At 38.5% G+C, this 19480-nt stretch carries 16 protein-coding genes and 1 pseudogene; 16 read left to right on the forward strand and 1 reads right to left on the reverse strand.

The window, feature by feature from the left end; genetic code table 11:
* Positions 1–337: 337 nt before the first annotated feature.
* Positions 338–607 (reverse strand): annotated as a pseudogene (locus AC5KOD_RS01065) (helix-turn-helix domain-containing protein); the annotation flags it as partial.
* Positions 608–933: 326 nt separating this feature from the next.
* Between AC5KOD_RS01065 and AC5KOD_RS01070 the strand changes: the two are divergent.
* From AC5KOD_RS01070 to rnr, 16 genes are all read left to right on the forward strand, one after another.
* The gene (locus AC5KOD_RS01070; RefSeq protein WP_496912696.1) at positions 934–2037 is read left to right on the forward strand and encodes a M20/M25/M40 family metallo-hydrolase; all 1104 of its coding nucleotides are present in this window, start codon (positions 934–936) and stop codon (positions 2035–2037) included.
* A gap of 25 nt (positions 2038–2062) precedes the next feature.
* Positions 2063–2902, forward strand: a complete 840-nt coding sequence (locus AC5KOD_RS01075) for a YitT family protein (protein WP_496912697.1) — start codon at positions 2063–2065, stop codon at positions 2900–2902.
* Between the two features lie 18 nt (positions 2903–2920).
* Positions 2921–4084 carry a hypothetical protein gene (locus tag AC5KOD_RS01080; RefSeq protein WP_496912698.1) on the forward strand — a complete coding sequence of 388 codons (1164 nt, stop codon included), beginning with the start codon at positions 2921–2923 and terminating at the stop codon, positions 4082–4084.
* Between the two features lie 678 nt (positions 4085–4762).
* A complete protein-coding gene (locus AC5KOD_RS01085; protein ID WP_496912699.1) occupies positions 4763–5143 on the forward strand; it encodes a GrdX family protein in 381 nt (126 codons plus the stop codon).
* 107 nt (positions 5144–5250) lie between these two features.
* Positions 5251–6537: a glycine/sarcosine/betaine reductase component B subunit gene (locus AC5KOD_RS01090; protein WP_496912700.1), complete on the forward strand. Its 1287-nt coding sequence runs from the start codon at positions 5251–5253 to the stop codon at positions 6535–6537.
* A 29-nt stretch (positions 6538–6566) separates the two neighbouring features.
* Entirely contained in the window at positions 6567–7868 is a 1302-nt protein-coding gene (grdB, locus tag AC5KOD_RS01095) for a glycine reductase complex selenoprotein B (protein WP_496912701.1), read from the forward strand.
* 81 nt (positions 7869–7949) lie between these two features.
* A complete protein-coding gene (selB, locus tag AC5KOD_RS01100) occupies positions 7950–9830 on the forward strand; it encodes a selenocysteine-specific translation elongation factor (RefSeq protein ID WP_496912702.1) in 1881 nt (626 codons plus the stop codon).
* A 26-nt stretch (positions 9831–9856) separates the two neighbouring features.
* On the forward strand, positions 9857–10813 hold the full coding sequence (locus tag AC5KOD_RS01105; protein WP_496912703.1) for an NAD(P)/FAD-dependent oxidoreductase: 957 nt from the start codon (positions 9857–9859) through the stop codon (positions 10811–10813).
* A 17-nt stretch (positions 10814–10830) separates the two neighbouring features.
* Positions 10831–11154, forward strand: a complete 324-nt coding sequence (trxA, locus tag AC5KOD_RS01110; protein WP_496912704.1) for a thioredoxin TrxA — start codon at positions 10831–10833, stop codon at positions 11152–11154.
* Positions 11155–11174: 20 nt separating this feature from the next.
* Positions 11175–11642, forward strand: a complete 468-nt coding sequence (gene grdA / locus AC5KOD_RS01115) for a glycine/sarcosine/betaine reductase complex selenoprotein A (protein WP_496912705.1) — start codon at positions 11175–11177, stop codon at positions 11640–11642.
* A 138-nt stretch (positions 11643–11780) separates the two neighbouring features.
* Positions 11781–13316, forward strand: coding sequence for a glycine/sarcosine/betaine reductase complex component C subunit beta (gene grdC / locus AC5KOD_RS01120; protein ID WP_496912706.1), 1536 nt, complete (start codon positions 11781–11783; stop codon positions 13314–13316).
* A 10-nt stretch (positions 13317–13326) separates the two neighbouring features.
* Positions 13327–14475 (forward strand): glycine/sarcosine/betaine reductase complex component C subunit alpha, encoded by a 1149-nt coding sequence (grdD, locus tag AC5KOD_RS01125; RefSeq protein ID WP_496912707.1) that lies wholly within the window; start codon positions 13327–13329, stop codon positions 14473–14475.
* A 163-nt stretch (positions 14476–14638) separates the two neighbouring features.
* Complete coding sequence (locus tag AC5KOD_RS01130; protein WP_496912708.1) at positions 14639–15718, forward strand: GIY-YIG nuclease family protein; 1080 nt, start codon at positions 14639–14641, stop codon at positions 15716–15718.
* Between the two features lie 185 nt (positions 15719–15903).
* Positions 15904–16140, forward strand: a complete 237-nt coding sequence (gene secG, locus AC5KOD_RS01135; RefSeq protein WP_496912709.1) for a preprotein translocase subunit SecG — start codon at positions 15904–15906, stop codon at positions 16138–16140.
* Between the two features lie 108 nt (positions 16141–16248).
* Positions 16249–17007, forward strand: a complete 759-nt coding sequence (locus tag AC5KOD_RS01140; protein ID WP_496912710.1) for an alpha/beta hydrolase — start codon at positions 16249–16251, stop codon at positions 17005–17007.
* Between the two features lie 83 nt (positions 17008–17090).
* The gene (gene rnr / locus AC5KOD_RS01145) at positions 17091–19478 is read left to right on the forward strand and encodes a ribonuclease R (protein WP_496912711.1); all 2388 of its coding nucleotides are present in this window, start codon (positions 17091–17093) and stop codon (positions 19476–19478) included.
* Positions 19479–19480 lie beyond the last annotated feature (2 nt).

Below are 19480 nucleotides of genomic sequence, written 5' to 3' on the forward strand. Positions count from 1 at the left end.
AAAATGGAGTAGTGTCACGCGGTATGTGACAAAAAAGTGGTGGTAAGGTTGAACTACATGAATGAGATGTAGGAATTTAATTCGTATAACCAAGTAATAGCGCCTTGAACTGGGGCTTGTGTGGAGTAGATATCTTCCAATCTGAATAATTAACAAGTAAACAAAAAATTAAGTAGTGTCACGCATCATGTGACACGGTGAGAAAATAATTAGCTAAACGTAATGATCGGCTCAGGTAATTCTTTAATGAGTCTTTTTACAATGAAGCCGAAGAGGGTGGGATAAAAGTAGATAATTAATCTGCTTTTATCCCACTTTTTTCGTTAGGACTTATTGAAGAGAGTCCTTCGATGCCTTCTTCTCGAAACTTCCGCATCCAGTTCGCAATCAGTGATGGATTAGTCATTCCAAGTTTATTGGCCATTTCACGATAGGACATCTCACTTGTTTGATATAACTCTATCGCATCTAGCTTAAATTGACTAGTATAACCCTCATTTTGTCGCTTGCGTATCAAACCCTCTTCACCAAATTCTTGATAGATTTTTATCCAATCGCGAACTTGCCACACATCTTTAATCTCATGTTTTTTTTGTCTAATATTGGAAATTTGTTTAATGATAAAAGTCATAATAAATAACGATCGTTTTATTTTTTTATAGACTATCTTTATTTTTTTACTGTGTTTTATAAGCGACGATAGGTGATAAGGAGATGGCAATAAATAACAGATAAGTTGGTTTTTGTGCAAGTTTAATTAGTAGCTTTATTTATCTTTTTTTGTCATAATGTGTAAAAAGTAACAACAGAAAATTAACTTAGAACATGGTAACCTGACCCTTGGGTAATAAGAGAGAAAGGAGTTAGTTGTTTTATTGCTTTTGGGGCTTTAAAGAGTAGATAGTTTAATTTAAAAAGGAGGTTGTAACAGGTATGGAACGTGTCGTGGAGACTTTTATTGAATTGGTTAAGATTGAGTCAGAGTCAGGAAATGAAGGGAGGTTTCAAGCCTATTTAAAACAGCAATTTGAACAATTAGGGTTGACGATAATTGAAGATGATTCTATGGCTAAAACAGGACTAGGGGCTAATAATTTATTATGTCAGTTAGAAGGAACATTAGAGGTTTCCCCTCTTTTTTTCTCGGCGCATATAGATACGGTCACACCTGGCGTGGAAATCAGGCCAGAGATTCGCCAAGAAGTCATTTATTCTGATGGGACAACCATTTTAGCAGCGGATGATAAAGCGGGAATTGCGGTAATGTTGGAACTAATCAAAGTACTTCAGGAAGAGCAATTGCCTCATGGGTTAATTGAGTTTGTATTAACCCCTGGTGAGGAAATCGGATTAGTTGGTGCTTCTGCTTTTGATGTTGCTCAGTTGAAATCGAGTTTTGGATTTGTGTTAGATAATGGAGGACGTGTCGGCAGTATCACGATGGCTAGCCCGACATTAATGGGGTTAGAAGTTGAAATTGTTGGGCAAACAGCTCATGCTGGTTTAGAGCCAGAAAAAGGTGTATCTGCCATTGAAATAGCAGCTAATGCGATTTCTAAAATGGCCTTAGGTCGATTGGATAGTGAAACTACGGCTAATATTGGAACTATTAACGGTGGAACCGCAACAAATATTGTTGCCGATAATGTTTTAGTGACCGCGGAAGTTCGATCGCTTTCTCGTGAGGCCTGTACGAAACAAATGATGGCAATAGTGACAGCATTTGAAGAAAGTGCTCGAGACTTTGGTGGTAAGATCAACTATTCAACGGATATTAAGTCAATTGGCTATCGGTTCAGTAAAGAAGAGTCTGTAGTAGGCATGGCCGTATCTGCAATAGAAGCTATTGGACGCGAGGTTCGCTTTGATGTGAGTGGTGGCGGGAGCGACGCCAATATCTTTAACGCTAGAGGGAAAAAGGCTGTGAATTTGTCGATTGGATATGAAAACATTCACACCTTACAAGAATCTATTCCCATTAACGAGCTGTTAAAAGCAGTCGAACTTGCCGTTCAACTGGTTAAAAGCGCTTACTGAATTTGTGAGAAAAGAGGCGAGTAGGATGAAAAGTTTGGTGAAGCAAGTGCCAATTGTGGCACTTGCAATTGGGTTAATCGGGATTAGTATTAACATGTTTTTAGGGCCCCATCATATTGCGGCAGGAGGTGTCAGCGGTATTGGAATTCTGGCTGAACAATTTTTTGGTATAGATAGAGCTCTTGTTGTCTTGGTATTGAATGGGTTAATGCTGATTATTACTTACTTATTTTTAGGTAAAAGTTATCTAGTTCATACTGTAATTGGGAGTATCCTATTACCAATTTCTCTTGCTCTTGTGCCGGAAATAATGGTAACGACTGATCGCTTATTGTCAGTTCTTTTCGGAAGTGCTATTTTTGCTACTGGTGTAGCTATTTTATATAAAATTGGCGCTTCAAGTGGGGGAACTACTATCCCACCCTTAATTTTTAAAAAATATTTTGGATTAAGTACGTCGATCGGGTTATTAGCAACCGATTCTGTGATTGTGTTATTCAATATTGTGGTGTTCGGATTTGAAGAATTTCTGCTCGCTATCTTTTCTTTAGTGATTACCTCGATTGTCATGACTTACATTGAGACTGGATTAAAGAGGCGAAAGGCCGTTATGATAATGAGCGAAAATCATGTAGAAGAAATCAAAGAAGCGCTTTTTAGTCAAATGAACAGAGGGATTACTGTTTTTTCAGTGGAGGGTGGTTATACTGGTCGCGAAAAGAATATGTTGATGATTATATTAAGTAATCAAGAGTATCCAGCGATTTTAAAGGTTATTGATGAAATTGATAATCAGTCATTTGTGATCGCTTATAATGTTTCAGAGGTTCATGGGTTGGGGTTTACTTATTTGCCATTAAGCTAAAAATTAGGAGTGATAAAAATGAATCCAGTCTTAGCGTTTACGATTATTATGTTGGTATGGACAATTAGTGATTTTGTTTCTAAAAAAACGAATTCTTTGATTTCATCATTATTGGTTGCGTCACTTATTTTTCTAATTGGCTTTAAGACAAAATTTTTACCAGAGGATATCTTAACTAGCTCATCCTTATTGCCACTTGGAACGACCGTTGTTGGCTTTATTATTGTTCATATTGGAACGATGATTAGTTTGGACGAGCTTAAGCAACAGTGGAAAACAGTCGTGATTGGTATTTCTGCGATTATTGGGATTACCGTTGCCTTACTGTTGGTAGGCCCGTTATTTGAAAGTAGAAATTATGCGATTGCGGCTATTGGAGCAGTTAGTGGTGGTACAATTTCAATTATTATTGTCCAAGAAGCGGCTTTAGCTGTTGGTTTGGTTTCAGTTGCAGTGTTACCCGTATTGATTTCAGCTCTTCAGGGGCTGATTGGCTTTCCTTTTACCTCACTTATTTTGCGAAAAGAGGCGAAACGCCTGCAAATGGAGTATCGTGCAGGGACATTAAAAATACCTCAGAAAAAAGCAGATCAAGTAAACGAAAAAGGCAAACTTCCAGAAATGTTTCAAACAACTGCCGGAACTCTTTTTGTAGTTGGGGTGATAGTTTTAGTTTCAACCTTCATAAATAACGCAACTAATGGCGTGCTAAACACATTTATAGTGGCGTTATTGTTAGGTGTAACGTTGAGAGCGTTAGGAATTCTTAAAGCGAATATTCTGACTGGAATTGATGCTTATGGGTTGATGATGTTGGGAATTTTGATTATTATTTTTGGTCCGCTAGCAACGATTCAACCACAGGATTTATTCGAATTAATAGTTCCCATAAGTCTATCATTTTTAGTTGGAGTTAGTGGGAGCATTTTGTTTTCAGTCATAGCCGGGAAACTACTGGGATACAGTCTACTGATGTCGATTGCTGTTGGTCTAACCTCGCTCTATGGATTTCCGGGCACAATGATTTTAAGTCAAGAAGCAGCTAAAAGTGTGGGAGAAAATGAAGCTGAAGTAGCCGCAATTGAAGGACAGATTTTACCTAAAATGATTATTGCTGGTTTTTCTACTGTTACAATTACGTCTGTCCTTGTTACGAGTGTAATTGCTGGCTGGATTGGTTAGCTCATTAAAATTATAGATTGTCTATGATAATTCGGTCAAGCTAGGATGTGCTACTAGCTTGACTGCCTTATCTTAGAAGAAATTCCTGTAAAGTAATAAATAGATGACCTTTATTATAACGTTAAATAAAAACAATAATGTATTTTAAATGATTTTAGAACACTATATGAAAAGTTTTAATTAATAATTAGCTAGGGTCAATCGATTAAAGCGTCGATTGAAAGTGAAAACGTAACAGAGGATTTGATAGTAACTGTAAAATAGTTTATAAAAAAGGCTGATATTACTGGGATTAATCAATGATGAGGGGTTAAAAGTAATTTTAAAATAACGAGATCACGCTATCTTTTGTGTTTGGTCGAACTTGATTGAAAGATAGTAAATAGGGGGCATTATAGATATTTTCACTATCAATCCTTATTATTTGTGATATACTTAACTTGTTAAATGAAAGGGTGTTCATTGTGATAGATACTCAATTAATAATTTTTAATAATTTGTGACAACTGAGCAATGATGAGCGGTTGAGCTCTAAGTTGTTCAAAATTTTTAGTCAGTTTAAAAAAAATTATCAGGACTATGTTTTTCATCATGCCTGTCCAAAAGTAAGAGATATTGCTTATTTTAGGACAACTATTGCGGATGAAAGAATAGTTCTATTTGGAGTGAAGAAAATCAATGTTTCTTATAACAAATAATCCGATGGTTGCAAATTGTGGAGCCTCCTTGCTAATCAATTATTATGAAGTAGAGCTTGGAGAGATTTTAATCAAAGTAAAAAGGGCTGTAATAGATCAACACATGGTGTTATTGACCCACCCTCTAAGCGGTAGTATCAAGCCAAATGAAACCTATTATAAGTCAATTATCCTAGGTGAAAATGATAGAAAAGAGATTGATTTGTCTAGCTTAGAGTATATTGAACAAGCGTTAGAAATCTATGAGCTATTTATTTCAAACAAGCACCGTCCCAATTGGTCTACGACAGTGCTAAAGGATTTTGCGTATGTTGATTATTATTTAATGGAAAGTACATTTGAGCGAATGCTAATACGTTAAATGATGTTAGTATGTCTCAAATTTATAAATAAACTAAGGGAGTGAACTTGCAACTCAATTGTACTGAATGGATACTGGTAACAAAAAAACTGAATTGAGGTGAAGAAATGAGACTTGAGCTAGGTAAGATTATAATTAAAGATGTTGTTATTGGGAAAGTAGCAAAGGTGGTTGATGGCACTCTTTATCTAAATGAAGAAGAAATTAATCATCTGGTACTAAGTGATGAACGGATTAAGTCTTGTAAGATTGAGCTTGCGAAGCCAGGAGACAGTGTCAGAATCACGCCTGTCAAAGATGTGATTGAACCACGATGCAAAGTTTCCGGCAGTGGTGGGGTATTTCCAGGAGTCATTAATAAGGTGAGTATCGTAGGATCTGGAAGAACTCATGTGTTAAAAGGATGTGGTGTTACAACTGTAGGGAAAATTGTCGGCTTCCAAGAAGGAATTGTCGATATGACAGGTCCTGGTGCGGAAAAGACCCCTTTTTCAAAACTGATTAATATTTGTCTTGAATTAGAACCAGCAGCAGGATTAGAGCCTCATAGTTATGAAGAAGCCGCGCGTTTTGCAGGCCTGAAAGTGGCGGAATACTTGGGCAAATTAGGACAAGAGATTGAGCCTGATGAGTTAACGGTTTATGAGACGCTGCCGTTATTTGAACAAGCAGCTCAGTATCCAGATTTACCAAAAGTTGGTTATGTTTATATGTTGCAAACACAAGGGTTATTACACGATAGTTATGTGTATGGAACGGATGCCAAGCATATTGTCCCAACTTTTCTCTATCCAACAGAAATCATGGACGGAGCTATTATTAGCGGTAATTGTGTTTCTGCTTGTGATAAAAATACAACTTATCATCACTTGAATAATCCAGTTATTGAGGAGTTATATGAAAAGCATGGAAAAGAAGTTAATTTTGTTGGGGTCATTATAACCAATGAAACTGTCTATTTGGCTGATAAAGAACGTTCTAGTGATTGGACAGCAAAACTGGCTGAGTACTTTGGCTTAGATGGTGTAATTATAACGCAAGAAGGCTTTGGCAACCCAGATACTGATTTGATTATGAATTGTAAAAAAATTGAACAAAAAGGGATTAAAACGGTCATAGTGACCGACGAGTATGCCGGTCGTGACGGAGCTAGCCAATCCTTAGCAGATGCTGATAAATTAGCAACTGCGGTGGTAACTGGTGGTAATGCAAATGAAACCATAATTTTACCGCCGATGAAGCGACTTATTGGTCAGTATGATTATGTGGATGTGATTGCTGGTGGTTTTGATGGTAGCCTTCGCGAAGATGGAAGTATCGAGGTAGAAATTCAAGCAATTACTGGAGCAACTAATGAGTTAGGCTTTAATAAGATGTCGGCTAGAGGGAATTAGGAGATATAAAAAGTTATAAGGAGGTTAATATGACTAGATATAGAGTCGTTCATTACATCAATCAGTTTTATGCTGGGATTGGTGGTGAAGAATTTGCAGGAACAGAACCATTTAAGAAAGCTGAGATTATTGGACCAGGGATGGCTTTTGCAGGTGCCTTGGGAACTGATATTGAAATCGTTGGAACGGTTGTCTGTGGCGATAGCTATTTTGGCGAAAATATGGAGCAGGCTGAGAGTAAAGTATTAGAGATGATTCAATCGTTTGAGCCTAATTTGGTCATTGCGGGACCTGCGTTTAATGCTGGTCGGTATGGCGTAGCTTGCGGAGCAGTTGCTAAAGCTGTTAATAAAAAATTAGGGATTCCAGTTGTAACAGGAATGTACGAGGAAAATCCAGGAGTTGATTTGTATAAAAAAGATGCTTATATTGTGTCAGTCGGTAAATCTGCCGCAGCAATGAGAAAAGCAGTGCCCTTAATGGCAAGTTTAGTGAAGAAGTTACTTGCTGGTGAATCAGTTGATCCGCTTGCCGATCACTATGTGGTTCGTCATCGTAAAAATTTTGAAGCAGAAGAGCGGGGAGCTGCTAGAGCTGTTGATATGTTGGTAAAAAAATTGCGAAATGAAACCTATCAGACCGAATTTCCGATGCCCGAGTTTGACAATGTAGAACCAGGGAAAGCAATTAAGGATATGGCCCATGCTAAAGTAGCTCTTGTTACTTCCGGAGGGATAGTCCCCAAAGGGAATCCTGACCATATTGAATCTTCGAGCGCGTCAAAATATGGTGAGTATAGTATTGCTGGAATGACCGACCTGACAGAGGAAACCTCTGAAACGGCTCATGGTGGGTATGATCCGATGTACGCCAATCAAGATGCTGATCGTGTGCTACCGGTGGATGTTATGCGTGATTTGGAAAAAGAAGGACGTATTGGCGAATTACACAATAAGTTTTATACCACAACTGGCAATGGGACATCTGTAGCAAATGCCAAAAGTTTTGCGGCTGAGTTTGCTCAGAAATTAGTTTCTGATGGTGTTCAAGCGGTTATTTTAACCTCAACCTGAGGAACCTGTACCCGTTGCGGAGCAACCATGGTAAAAGAAATTGAAAAAACTGGCCTACCGGTCGTCCATATTTGTACGGTCGTACCAATTTCATTGACGGTTGGAGCGAACCGAATTGTCCCAGCAATTGCTATACCTCATCCTCTTGGAAATCCGAGTTTGAGCTCAGAGGATGAGAAAAAATTACGTCGAGGGATTGTTGAGAAAGCGTTGGTTGCATTAGAAACCGACATTGATACTCAAACCGTTTTTGAATAATTACATGAAATTTATCTACCCCTTGTGACACATTCTTACTCATAAAGTTATTGATTGAGCCCGACGGAGGAGGAAACTAGCATGTTAACGAAAAATATTGTTATAGGGACTGCAGGACATATCGATCATGGTAAAACAACGTTAATTAAGGCGTTAACGGGGATTGAAACAGATACAACAGTTGAAGAGAAAGAAAGAGGCGTATCGATTAATCTTGGTTTTGCTTATCTTGACTTACTAGATGAGCGTATCGGCATTGTTGATGTTCCAGGACATGAACGTTTTGTAAAAAACATGTTAGCCGGCGTCACTGGCATCAATTTGGTTGTGTTGGTAATAGATGCTAATGAAGGGGTTATGGCTCAAACGAAAGAGCATATCGATATTTTAACATTATTAGGCATTGAGGCATTTATTGTAGCAATAACTAAAATTGCAACAGTTGATGAAGAGTTGCGTGAGTTTGTATTAGAAGATATTCAAAATGGACTGGTGGAAACTCTTTTGGCGGATGCCCCAATAATCGAAACAGATGCGCTGATCGGGATTGGTTTGGAAGAGCTAAAGCAAGAAATTCAGAAAAAGGTTAGCTTCATCAAGGCCACACATAACGAGAGTTGCCCACGTCTAAATGTTGATCGGACTTTTTCAGTTAAAGGACATGGCACGATTGTGACTGGTACATTGTTAGATGGTTCTATTAAGGTTGGCGATGAACTGAGTATTTATCCTAGTGGAAAGCGGACTAAAGTTCGAAGTATTCAAGTTCATGATTCCTCTCAGAAGCAGGCTTTTGCTGGTCAGCGTACGGCTCTAAATTTGAGTAAACTTAACTTGGCTGAGATTAAGCGTGGCGATGTTTTGACTGTTAAACATAATGTTGAACCGACTTGGATGATTGACGTTAAATTATCAATACTTGCTACAACTGAGGGTGGAATAGGTTTATGGGACAGAGTTCATGTGCACATTGGAACAAATGAGGTTTTGGCTCGTGTCGTGCCTTTAGGGACAGAAAAACTTTCGGCAGGTGCTGAAGGTTTCGTACAATTACGCTTAGAGGAACAGATTGCGGTTAAACAAGGAGATCGATTTATTTTAAGGTCTTATTCACCGATGGTTACGATAGCTGGTGGTGTTGTTTTAGAAGCTAATGCGGTAAAACATCGACGCTACAGTTCTTCTATTTTAGAGAGTTTGGAAGTAAAAGAAACTGGAGATTCTGGAGCAGTCTTGCTAGATTACTTAAACAAAAAGGTGACAAGTTTTGTGACTGCAAAGATTTTAGCGGAATATCTGAATAGTAATCTGATGTCAATTAATGAGGAATTGTCAGGATTAATTCAAAGAGGACAAGTGATTAAAGTTAATCAAACTTACATCGGTGCTCAGAAATTGAATGAGATTGGAGAAAGGATGCAAGAACTGCTAAGTCAATATCACCAATTGTATCCTCTTCAGCAAGGAATGCCTTTGGAAGAACTTAGATCGCGTTTGGCTTTGCACCAACGAGAAGCGGAAGCGATAGTTGAATTATTGAAAGAGAAGCGACTTGTTGAAACGAATCATACATCAATTAGGTTGGCAAACTTTAGGGTGGCATTTACTAAAGAACAATTAAAAGTAAAAGAGAGAATCGAGCGTATGCTGCTAGATGCTGCTTTGATGCCACCTAGCTTGTCAGAATTACTTGATGATGATCCAGAGGCATCGGCTGTTTTGGAAACATTGATTGGGGAGAGCGTTTATTATCTTAATCAGGAAACAGTTATACACATGGAAATCTATCGGTGGGCAGTCAAGCAGGTGCAGGATTATTTGCAAAAAAATGAAGCTATGACTTTGGCAGAGTTTCGAGATATGTTACAAACAAGTCGCAAGTATGCCAAAATATTTTTAGAACATTTAGATGATTTACATATAACGAAGCGAATGGACGATAGTCGAGTATTAGTTGGCTGAGTCTCACGTGTGAGGAAGGTGAAAAAATGACTGAAATATACGATGTAATCATTATTGGAGGTGGCCCAGCTGGTTTAACGGCAGCTCTTTATAATTCTCGAGCTCGTTTGAAAACATTAGTTCTCGAGCGGGAAAAATTGGGTGGTCAAATAATGTCAACCCATGAAATTGCGAATTTTCCAGGTTCAATTGTCGGAAAAGAGGGTGAACCTTCTGGCCCTGAATTAATTGCACGGATGGTAGAGCAGGCGAAGAAGTATGGGGCCAATATAGAGGTAGGCAAAGAGGTAATCGAGATTGAGATTGAGGCAGAAGTGAAACAGGTTGTATGTCAAGATGGATCAGTCTATAAAACACAAGCAATCATTGTAGCAAACGGTGCAGTCCCACGTAAAATTGGCTGTCGAGGTGAGCGTGAACTGCAAGGTAAAGGGATATCTTACTGCGCTACGTGTGATGGAGCTTTCTTTGAAGAGCTAGAGGTTTTCGTAATTGGCGGTGGTAATTCAGCAGTTGAAGAAGCAACTTTTTTAACTAATTTTGCAAGGAAAGTGACTATTATTCAAAATTTGAGCTATTTGACTGCAGATGCGATTGCAATTGAAAAAGCAGAAAAAACTGGAAAAATTACAGTTATTTACGAATCAATTGTTGAAGAAATTAGTGGCGATGGCTTAGTGGAATCAATGATTATTAGGAATACTAGAACTGATGAACAGCAGACGATTGTGGCAGATGAAGAGGACGGAACTTTTGGAATTTTTGTCTTTATTGGGTATCAGCCAAGAACAACAATCTATAAATCTAATTTGAAGTTAAATGATTGGGGCTATGTCGAAACATCTGAAGATATGGCCACAAATAGATCGGGAGTCTTTGCTGCTGGAGATGTGCGTCCAAAGCTTCTACGACAAGTAGTAACAGCGACTGGAGATGGCGCGACAGCAGCCTTTGCAGTTCAACGATTCTTAGAAGCAAAATAACAAATAGGGGTGAAAAGATGATTGAGCTAACATTGGAGAATTTTGATGAAGAAATTACAAATTATGAACAACCTGTCTTAATTGATTGGTGGGGAGAAACTTGTGAAAGTTGTTTGGCTTTGATGCCAACAGTTAAAGCTTTAGCCGAGACTTATGGGGATAAATTGAAATTTACGAAGTTTAATACATCTCAAAAAGGCGTTCGTCGGTTTTGTATTAAACACAAAGTAATGGGACTACCAGTTATTTCGATTTATCAAAAAGGAGAAAAAGTTGCTGAATTGGGTAAAGAGGAAGTGACGAAAGAACGTTTGGAAGCATTAATAAAAGAATATTGTTAAAAGGATGGAGGAAGAAACAGATGTCATTAGAAAACAAAAAAATTGTTGTAATGGGTGATCGCGATGGTATTCCTGGTTTAGCTATCGAAGAATGTTTGAAAGGAACATCAGCAGATGTGGTATTTTCATCTACTGAGTGTTTTGTTTGAACGGCTGCAGGGGCCATGGACTTGGAAAACCAAAAAAGAGTTAAGGAAGCAACTGAAAAGTACGGGGCAGAGAATGTCGTTGTTCTTTTAGGTGGGGCGGAATATGAGGCGGCTGGTCTAGCTGCTGAAACAGTTACAAATGGCGATCCGACTTATGCTGGGCCGTTGACAAATGTTCAGCTAGGTTTAGCTGTCTATCACATATTTGAACCTGAATTTAAAGAATTTGTTGATTCGGCTGTTTATGATGAACAGATTGGCATGATGGAAATGGTCTTAGAAGTAGATGAAATCATTGAGGAAGTTTCTGGCATTCGAAAAGAATTTTCAACGTATTAGATTAGTAAAAGAGACTGTTATGGAATGTTAGGTTATGGCTGACTTCAGAGCAGTCTCTTTTCTGCTAGTTAGCGTCATAATTAAGTTAAGTGAGAGCGTTAATAATAATTGAATGTATAGATATTAAGGAGGAAGCTTATGGATTACGCAACATTAAGAGCTGCGAGTTATGTTTTGGTTCATACACCTGACATGGTGGAAAAGAATGGAACGACTCAAACAACTGAGCGGATTGTCAATCCAACTAGTGAATATTTAACAAAGATTAGAAGTCATTTGCGATCATATGATGATGTTGTAAATTACGCGCCTAACCAGACTTATATTGGCAATATGCATTATAGTCAATTGAAGAAAATACCTCAACCTTGGAATGAGCAAATCATCAAGGGCGAGCGCTATAGTAAACTAGGCGAAATTATGCCTCAAAAGGAATTCTACGGGGTTTTGCATATTTGTGATGTTTTTGAGTTAGTTCATTTAGAAGATAATTATGCCAAAACGGTCAAAGAGGCTTTGTCTAGTCATCCATTATTTAGTGAAGAAGTTGAAAAAATTAAAGAGGGACATACGCAAGAATGGATTAGCGAACAAGTGGCAGAACATCATGCAGAGGGACTGTATGACAATTATCATTTGGTAGGGTGTGTCCAAAAAGCTCACGATATAGATCCTAATTTGAATGCCCATGTGATGTTAGAAAACCTTGTGGTGAAAGCCGGTGGTGTTATGTCATTACGTCATCTGTTGTCGCAACAAGGCATTGATCCGGTGGATGTTGATTATGTGATCGAATGTAGTGAAGAGGCATGTGGAGATATGAATCAGCGTGGCGGAGGTAATTTTGCTAAGTCAATTGCTGAGCTATCAGGTTGTGTTAATGCCACGGGTTCGGATATTCGTGGTTTTTGTGCAGCACCTACTCATGCTTTAATCAGCGCAGCGTCACTTGTGCGATCCCAAACGTTTAGAAATGTGGTGATAGTGGCTGGTGGGGCAACGGCCAAGCTTGGGATGAATGGTAAGTCTCACGTAGAGAAAGGTCTACCAATTTTGGAGGATGTTTTAGGCGGTTTTGCAGCATTGATAAGCGAAAATGATGGTGAACATCCTATATTACGATCGGATTTAATAGGTCGTCATAGTGTGTCGAGCGGTTCTAGTCCTCAGGCTGTCACAACTGCATTGGTGGCGGCACCTTTAGATGCTGGTGGGTATACAGTGAGTGATGTGGATGCCTATTCTTTAGAGATGCAAAACCCAGATATTACTAAACCAGCTGGAGCGGGTGATGTACCTGCTGCTAATTTGAAGATGATTGGTGCAATCGGTGTGATTAGAAAAGAACTGGAACGCAGTCAATTACAGGGATTTGTGAATGAAAAATCATTGCCAGGTTGGGCACCCACTCAAGGTCATATTCCAAGCGGTGTTCCCTACTTAGGCTTTGCTGTCTCTGATTTAACAAGTGGGGATAAAAATCGAGCGATGATTGTTGGAAAGGGTTCTTTATTTTTAGGAAGGATGACCAATCTTTTTGATGGCATGTCGATTATTATTGAACGAAATAGTGGTGAGCTTGGTCAGGAAAATACAGCTGATTTAAAATCAGAAGTTAAAATAGCTGTTGCTAAAGCGCTACGAGAATTTTCAGTTAATTTGTCTGATGAATAGAGGTGAGGATATGTCAAATCAAGTAACAACTACGATTAAGGATGTTTTCAATGAGATGGCTCAGGCTTTGGAAACCGGAAAGTTGGGTCCGAAAATCAAAATTGGACTTACAATTGATGGGAGTGAGCATGGGAAAGACGTCATGTATCAAGCTGTTGTGTTGGCTCAATCTCATCAGTTATTTGAGATAGTCGTGATTGGTTCAGAAGTAAACTGGGTGGGGGTGGAGGCTTTTGCTACAACCTGTGAGGCAGACAATTATACTAAAATGGAAGAGCTATTAGCGAGCGGTTATATTCAGGGATGTGTGACTCTGCACTATTCGTTTCCGATTGGTGTTTCAACAGTTGGTCGAGTAGTGACACCAGCGTTAGGAAAGGAAATGTTCATTTCAACAACAACTGGAACGACTAGTTCTAACCGAAATGAAGCAATGGTTCTAAATGCGATTAATGGTATTATTGCGGCCAAAGCGTCTGGAATTACACAACCAACTTTAGGGATTTTAAATGTGGATGGGGCTCATAGCGTTGAACGAGCGTTAAAAGACTTGTCTGAGAACGGCTATCCAATCAATTTTTCTGAGAGTCGTCGAAGCGATGGTGGCGTAATTATGAGAGGGAATGATTTATTACTGGGTAGTGTTGATGTGATGGTTTGCGATAGTTTAACTGGGAATATTTTAATGAAGATGTTTTCAGCATTTAATACAGGAGGCAACTATGAAGCAACTGGATATGGATATGGGCCGGGGGTTGGAGATGGCTACCGAAATAATGTTTTGATTATTTCAAGAGCTAGTGGGGCTACTGTTATAGCAAATGCCCTTATTTATAGTTATCAATTGGCGCAAGGAGACTTGTCTGGTATAAGTCAACGTGAATATGGATTAGCCAAAAAAGCTAAATTAAAAGAGATTTGTACAAGCTTACAACCTAAATCGAGGGCAATAATAGAGGTTGAGATGCCGCCAAAAGAAATTGTTACTGGAGAAATAACAGGTGTAGATGTTATTGAGTTAGAGGATGCAGTAAAATGTTTATGGCAAGAGAGAATCTATGCCGAAAGTGGCATGGGTTGTACGGGGCCAATTATTTTAGTTAGTGAGAAGCAGCTAAAGAAAGCAAAGGAAATAATGATCAAGGCGGGATTTTTGTAGGTTTCAAGGAGTTCATGACCATCTCATTGTCTAAGCTTTGAGATGGTTTTATGTGTGTTTAAATACAATAAATAGTTATTGATTAGGAGTGATAGTTGCAATTGCATCTGAAAAAATGGTAAATTAACAGTAGCAATTTTTGCGGTTGAAAGGAACTAATCTTATGACTTTAAAAGAGCGTGCTCTAGGATTACCCACTACACCAGGGTGTTATATCATGAGAAATAAGCGTCATGAGATTATTTACATTGGGAAAGCAGTAAATTTGAAGCGACGTGTGAGTAGCTACTTTAATAAAATTGAGCATGAGAAGACTCAGCGTTTGATGCATGAAGTCAGTCATTTTGACATTATTAATTTGGCGTCTGACGATGAGGCTGTTGCCTTAGAGGCATTAATGATTGCTCATTTTAAGCCTTATTATAATCGAGCCTTAAAAGAAGAACGTTCTTACATGTATTTGGAAATAACCAATGAATTGAACCCAAGAATGTTTTTGACGGAAACACCAACAAGTGAATCTGAATGTTTTGGTCCCTACGGTTCAAAGCAACTAGTTCAATTGCTATTTAATTATTTAGAACGTGAAATTCCTTTGTCAAAGTGTCAAGAGAATAAAGGTAGACCCTGCTTGTATGTCGATCTTGGTATGTGTTTAGGCGGATGCTATCGTAATGTTGATTCAGCTATTTATGAGTTTCAAAAAACTAATATTAGAAATTTTTTACATTTACCAGTGCTTGAGATGATTGAGTTCCTAGTGAAAGAGCGAGATCGATTGAGTCACCAACAAAACTTTGAACGCGCTCAGGAGCTTCAACTTTTGATTGGGTTATTACAAAAGCAGTTTAATCGAGACCCTTTGCCACCATTTTTAGAGTCCAATTGTGACTATTTGGGTATTAAACAAGTGTCCCAGTTTTGTTTATTTCAAGTGTCTCATATTAGAAATGGCATTGTCGCGGTGACAAATTGGTGGACAGTGGCGGGGCAGTTATCTGCGAGTGAGCAGTTGGCAAGTGTGACGGAGTACTTTAGTCATCCTAATCGTCAGTGGCCAAACAAACTATATGCGGCTAAAGATATAGCACCTATTTTTTTGACTTCGAGACTTATGGTTTTGGTCGAGTCTGATCAGGTAAAAAGCTATTTTTGGACTAAAACGTTAAAAAACTTAGTCTTAGCAGAGAAGGTATTTGTGATATTTACAGATTTTGTGACAAATGAAAATAAGCCGAAATAAGAGGGCTATTTATGTTTTATAAAATGTCAGTTAAAAAAGTAATGTGGATTGATAAGTATTGAGTATGTCTTCTGTTCGTTCAAAAATAGAGTGGACAAAAATCATCATAAAAACTAGTATTCTAAAATTATTTATGATAAACTTATGAAGATGTCAATTAGTAAAGAGCAAGGAGGAGTCACCCTGTGTATAATTTTTTCTTAGGTCTCATGATTGTTATTTCAATTTTAATTATAATTGCTGTAATGATGCAACCAAGCAAGCAAAATAGTGCTGCTAGTGCGTTTACAGGTGGAGCGGACCAATTATTTGGTAAACAAAAAGCTCGTGGTTTTGAAGCAGTCATGCAAAAACTTACCGCTGTTTTAGGCGTTAGCTGGGGCATTGTTGCCTTAATTTTAGCCTTTTTATCATCTAAGTAAGAGAAAAAAGCCTCCTGTACATAAAACAGGAGGCTTTTTTAGGTATAATAATGGTAGCCAAACAAACGACAAGGACTAATTAAATTGTGACAATTCGGAGGGGAACTTATGATGATAAAGGATGTATTACCAGAAACAACTTTTTTTAAAGGGAATTCAAAGGGAATTATTTTATTTCATGCTTATACGGGAAGCCCAAATGATGTTCGATCGTTGGGTCGTTATTTAAACAATGAAGGGTATTCGGTGTTACTGCCTTTATTTGCTGGACATGGAACTAAACGACCAGAAGATATTTTGGCGGCTGGGCCAGATAAGTGGCAAGAAGATATGATCAGCAGTATTGATTTTATGAGAGAACAGGGATGCACTCAATTAGCTGTCTTTGGTTTATCTTTAGGTGGTATTTTTGCCATTAGATCGCTAGAGAGCTATCGGGAATTAATTATTGGTGGCGGGTCGTTTTGCTCTCCTATTGTGCCAAATTCAACGACAAATATAGTGCCCTCATTTAAGCTATTTGCTAAGCAGTTGATTTCACAATCAACTGATGATGCTCAAGAAATTAGTCAACGATTAGCTGACATTGATACGCTATTACTTCAACAGTTAGCTGAAATTAAAGACTTTACAACGCTTGTTTTTGATCAGTTAGAAAAAATCACGCAACCGACTTTGCTTGTGCAGGCAGGGCAAGATAAGATGATTGATCCAGCAGATGTTTATATCATGGACAAGGCTCTAATTAACTCTAGTTCAGAAGTCAAATGGTATTCTGATAGTGGTCATGTGATTACTGTCGGACCAGCACGTCAGCAGATGCAAAAGGATGTCTTAGCTTACATAGAAAAATTACCTTGGAATTAATAGGATAAGGAAGACCGTTTTTTGATTGTCATGAAACTCAGGGGGTTCGCTCTGGGTTGAAAAAGTGTAAAAAAGGAGAACGAATGAAAGAAACAATTAAAGATAAAATAATAGGTTACATGGAAGGCAGTTCTAAAAAGAGCTTTTCCATGGAACAAATTGGTGAAGGTTTGGATCTAACTAGTGGTGAAGATTTTAAACTACTGGTTCAAACGATCGCAAGTATGGAAAGAGAAAAGTTGGTTACGTTTACCCAAAAAGGGAAGATTAAACTTCCGATAAAGGATGTATTAATAGAAGGTACTTTTAGAGCAAATGAGCGTGGTTTTGGTTTTGTTACGATTGATCCAGAAGAGGCTGATGTTTATGTGGCAAAGGAAAACACCAATTTTGCGCTAAATGGAGATGTAGTAGCTATCAGTATTATGACGCCAGCTAATCATCTAGAGGGGAAAACTGCTGAAGGGAAAGTCGTAGAAATTGTGACACGTTCTATGACTCAGGTTGTTGGAGAATTTGTGGCTTATGATGAAGAAGAGCGTCAACAAAGTGATCTTTACGGATATGTTGTTCCACAAGATAAAAAGCTAAATACTTATAAAATTTACATTGCTGCTGAGGGGATTCAGCCGGTTGATGGTACGATTTGTGTGGTTGAAGTTACTCATTACCCTGAACCGGGTTATACAAAAGCTTTGGAAGGTCTGATTAAGCAAACCGTTGGTCATAAAAATGATCCCGGTATGGATATTATGTCTATTGTTTTGCAGCACGGTATTCCAACAAAGTTTCCGGATGATGTCTTAGCTCATGCTGAACAGGTGCCTGATGAAATTACTTCTGAGGAAATAAGTGAGCGTCGTGATTTACGTGATCAAGTAATTGTAACGATCGATGGAGCTGACGCTAAAGATTTAGATGATGCTGTAACTGTTAAAAAGTTAGAGAATGGTCATTATTTTTTAGGGGTTCATATTGCGGATGTCTCTCACTATGTAACGGAAGGGAGTCCGATGGATATCGAGGCTTATGAACGAGCCACCAGTGTGTATTTAACTGATAGGGTGATTCCGATGATTCCTCACCGACTTTCTAATGGGATATGCTCGTTAAATCCGCATGTTCCTCGTTTAGCAATGAGTTGTGAAATGGAGATCGATGACTTGGGTCATGTTGTGAGTTATGACATTTTTGAAAGTGTGATTCAAACCACTGAACGAATGACTTATACAGCAGTTAATGAGATTCTCGAAGAGGAAAATTTAGAGACCATCGCCCGCTATAAAGAGCTTGTCCCCATGTTTCAAGAGATGGGAGAACTACACAAGGTGTTGGAAACGATGCGCTTAGAGCGCGGAGCGATCTCGTTTGAAGATCGAGAAGCTAGTATAGTTGTTGATGAAGTGGGGCATCCAGAAGAAATCGTTTTGAGAAGTCGTGGTGTTGGCGAACGTTTAATTGAGTCTTTTATGTTGATTGCAAATGAGACGATTGCTAGACATTATACGCGAGCTAAGCTCCCATTTATTTACCGAATCCATGAACAACCGAAAGAAGATAAGATGCAGCGCTTCTTTGAATTTGCGACAAGTTTTGGTATTATTATAAAGGGAACAAAGGAAGATATTACGCCAAAAGATTTACAACGGGTGTTAGAACAGGTTAAGGGAAAGCCGGAAGAGCCTGTTATCAATAAAATGTTGTTAAGAAGCATGCAACAAGCTCGATATAGTGAGGATCCAGTCGGGCACTACGGTTTAGCTGCCGAGGACTATACTCACTTTACTTCACCTATTCGTCGTTATCCAGATTTGATTGTTCATCGTTTGATTAAAGCATATACTGTACACCCGGTTAAGGAAGCGACAAAAGAAAAATGGCAAGAACATTTACCTGATATCGCTGTTCATAGTTCACAGATGGAGCGGCGAGCTGTTGAAGCAGAGCGAGACACGGATAGCCTTAAAAAGGCTGAATTCATGCAAGACAAAATTGGTGAAGAGTTTCCGGGCGTTATTAGCTCAATTACGAAGTTTGGTATGTTTATTGAATTACCAAATACGGTGGAAGGGCTAATACACATTAATAAATTGGACGATTATTTCCATTATATTGAGAGTCATCTAGCTTTGGTTGGCGAAAGAACGGGCGTCACCTATCGGATTGGACAAAAAGTGGTTATTAAGGTAACTAAAGCTGATCCAACAACAAGAGAGATTGATTTTGAATTGGTCTCAATAGAAGCTGTTAGTGATAAGGATAAGATTAGTTTGCCAAAGCAACAACGCGGCCGTCGTCAACCAAAATCAGTGGAAAGTAAGGGGCGTCAATCTAAAAAGAATGATGGTCGTGGAAATGCGCAAGACTATCGTTCAAAACATAAGTCTGGTAAGAAAAAAGCAACTGGTAAAAAACCATTTTATAAGGAAGTAGCTAAGAAGAAAAAAGGAAAGAAAAAGAAGGGCAGATAAGC

The organism is Vagococcus sp. WN80Y (assembly GCF_059621045.1).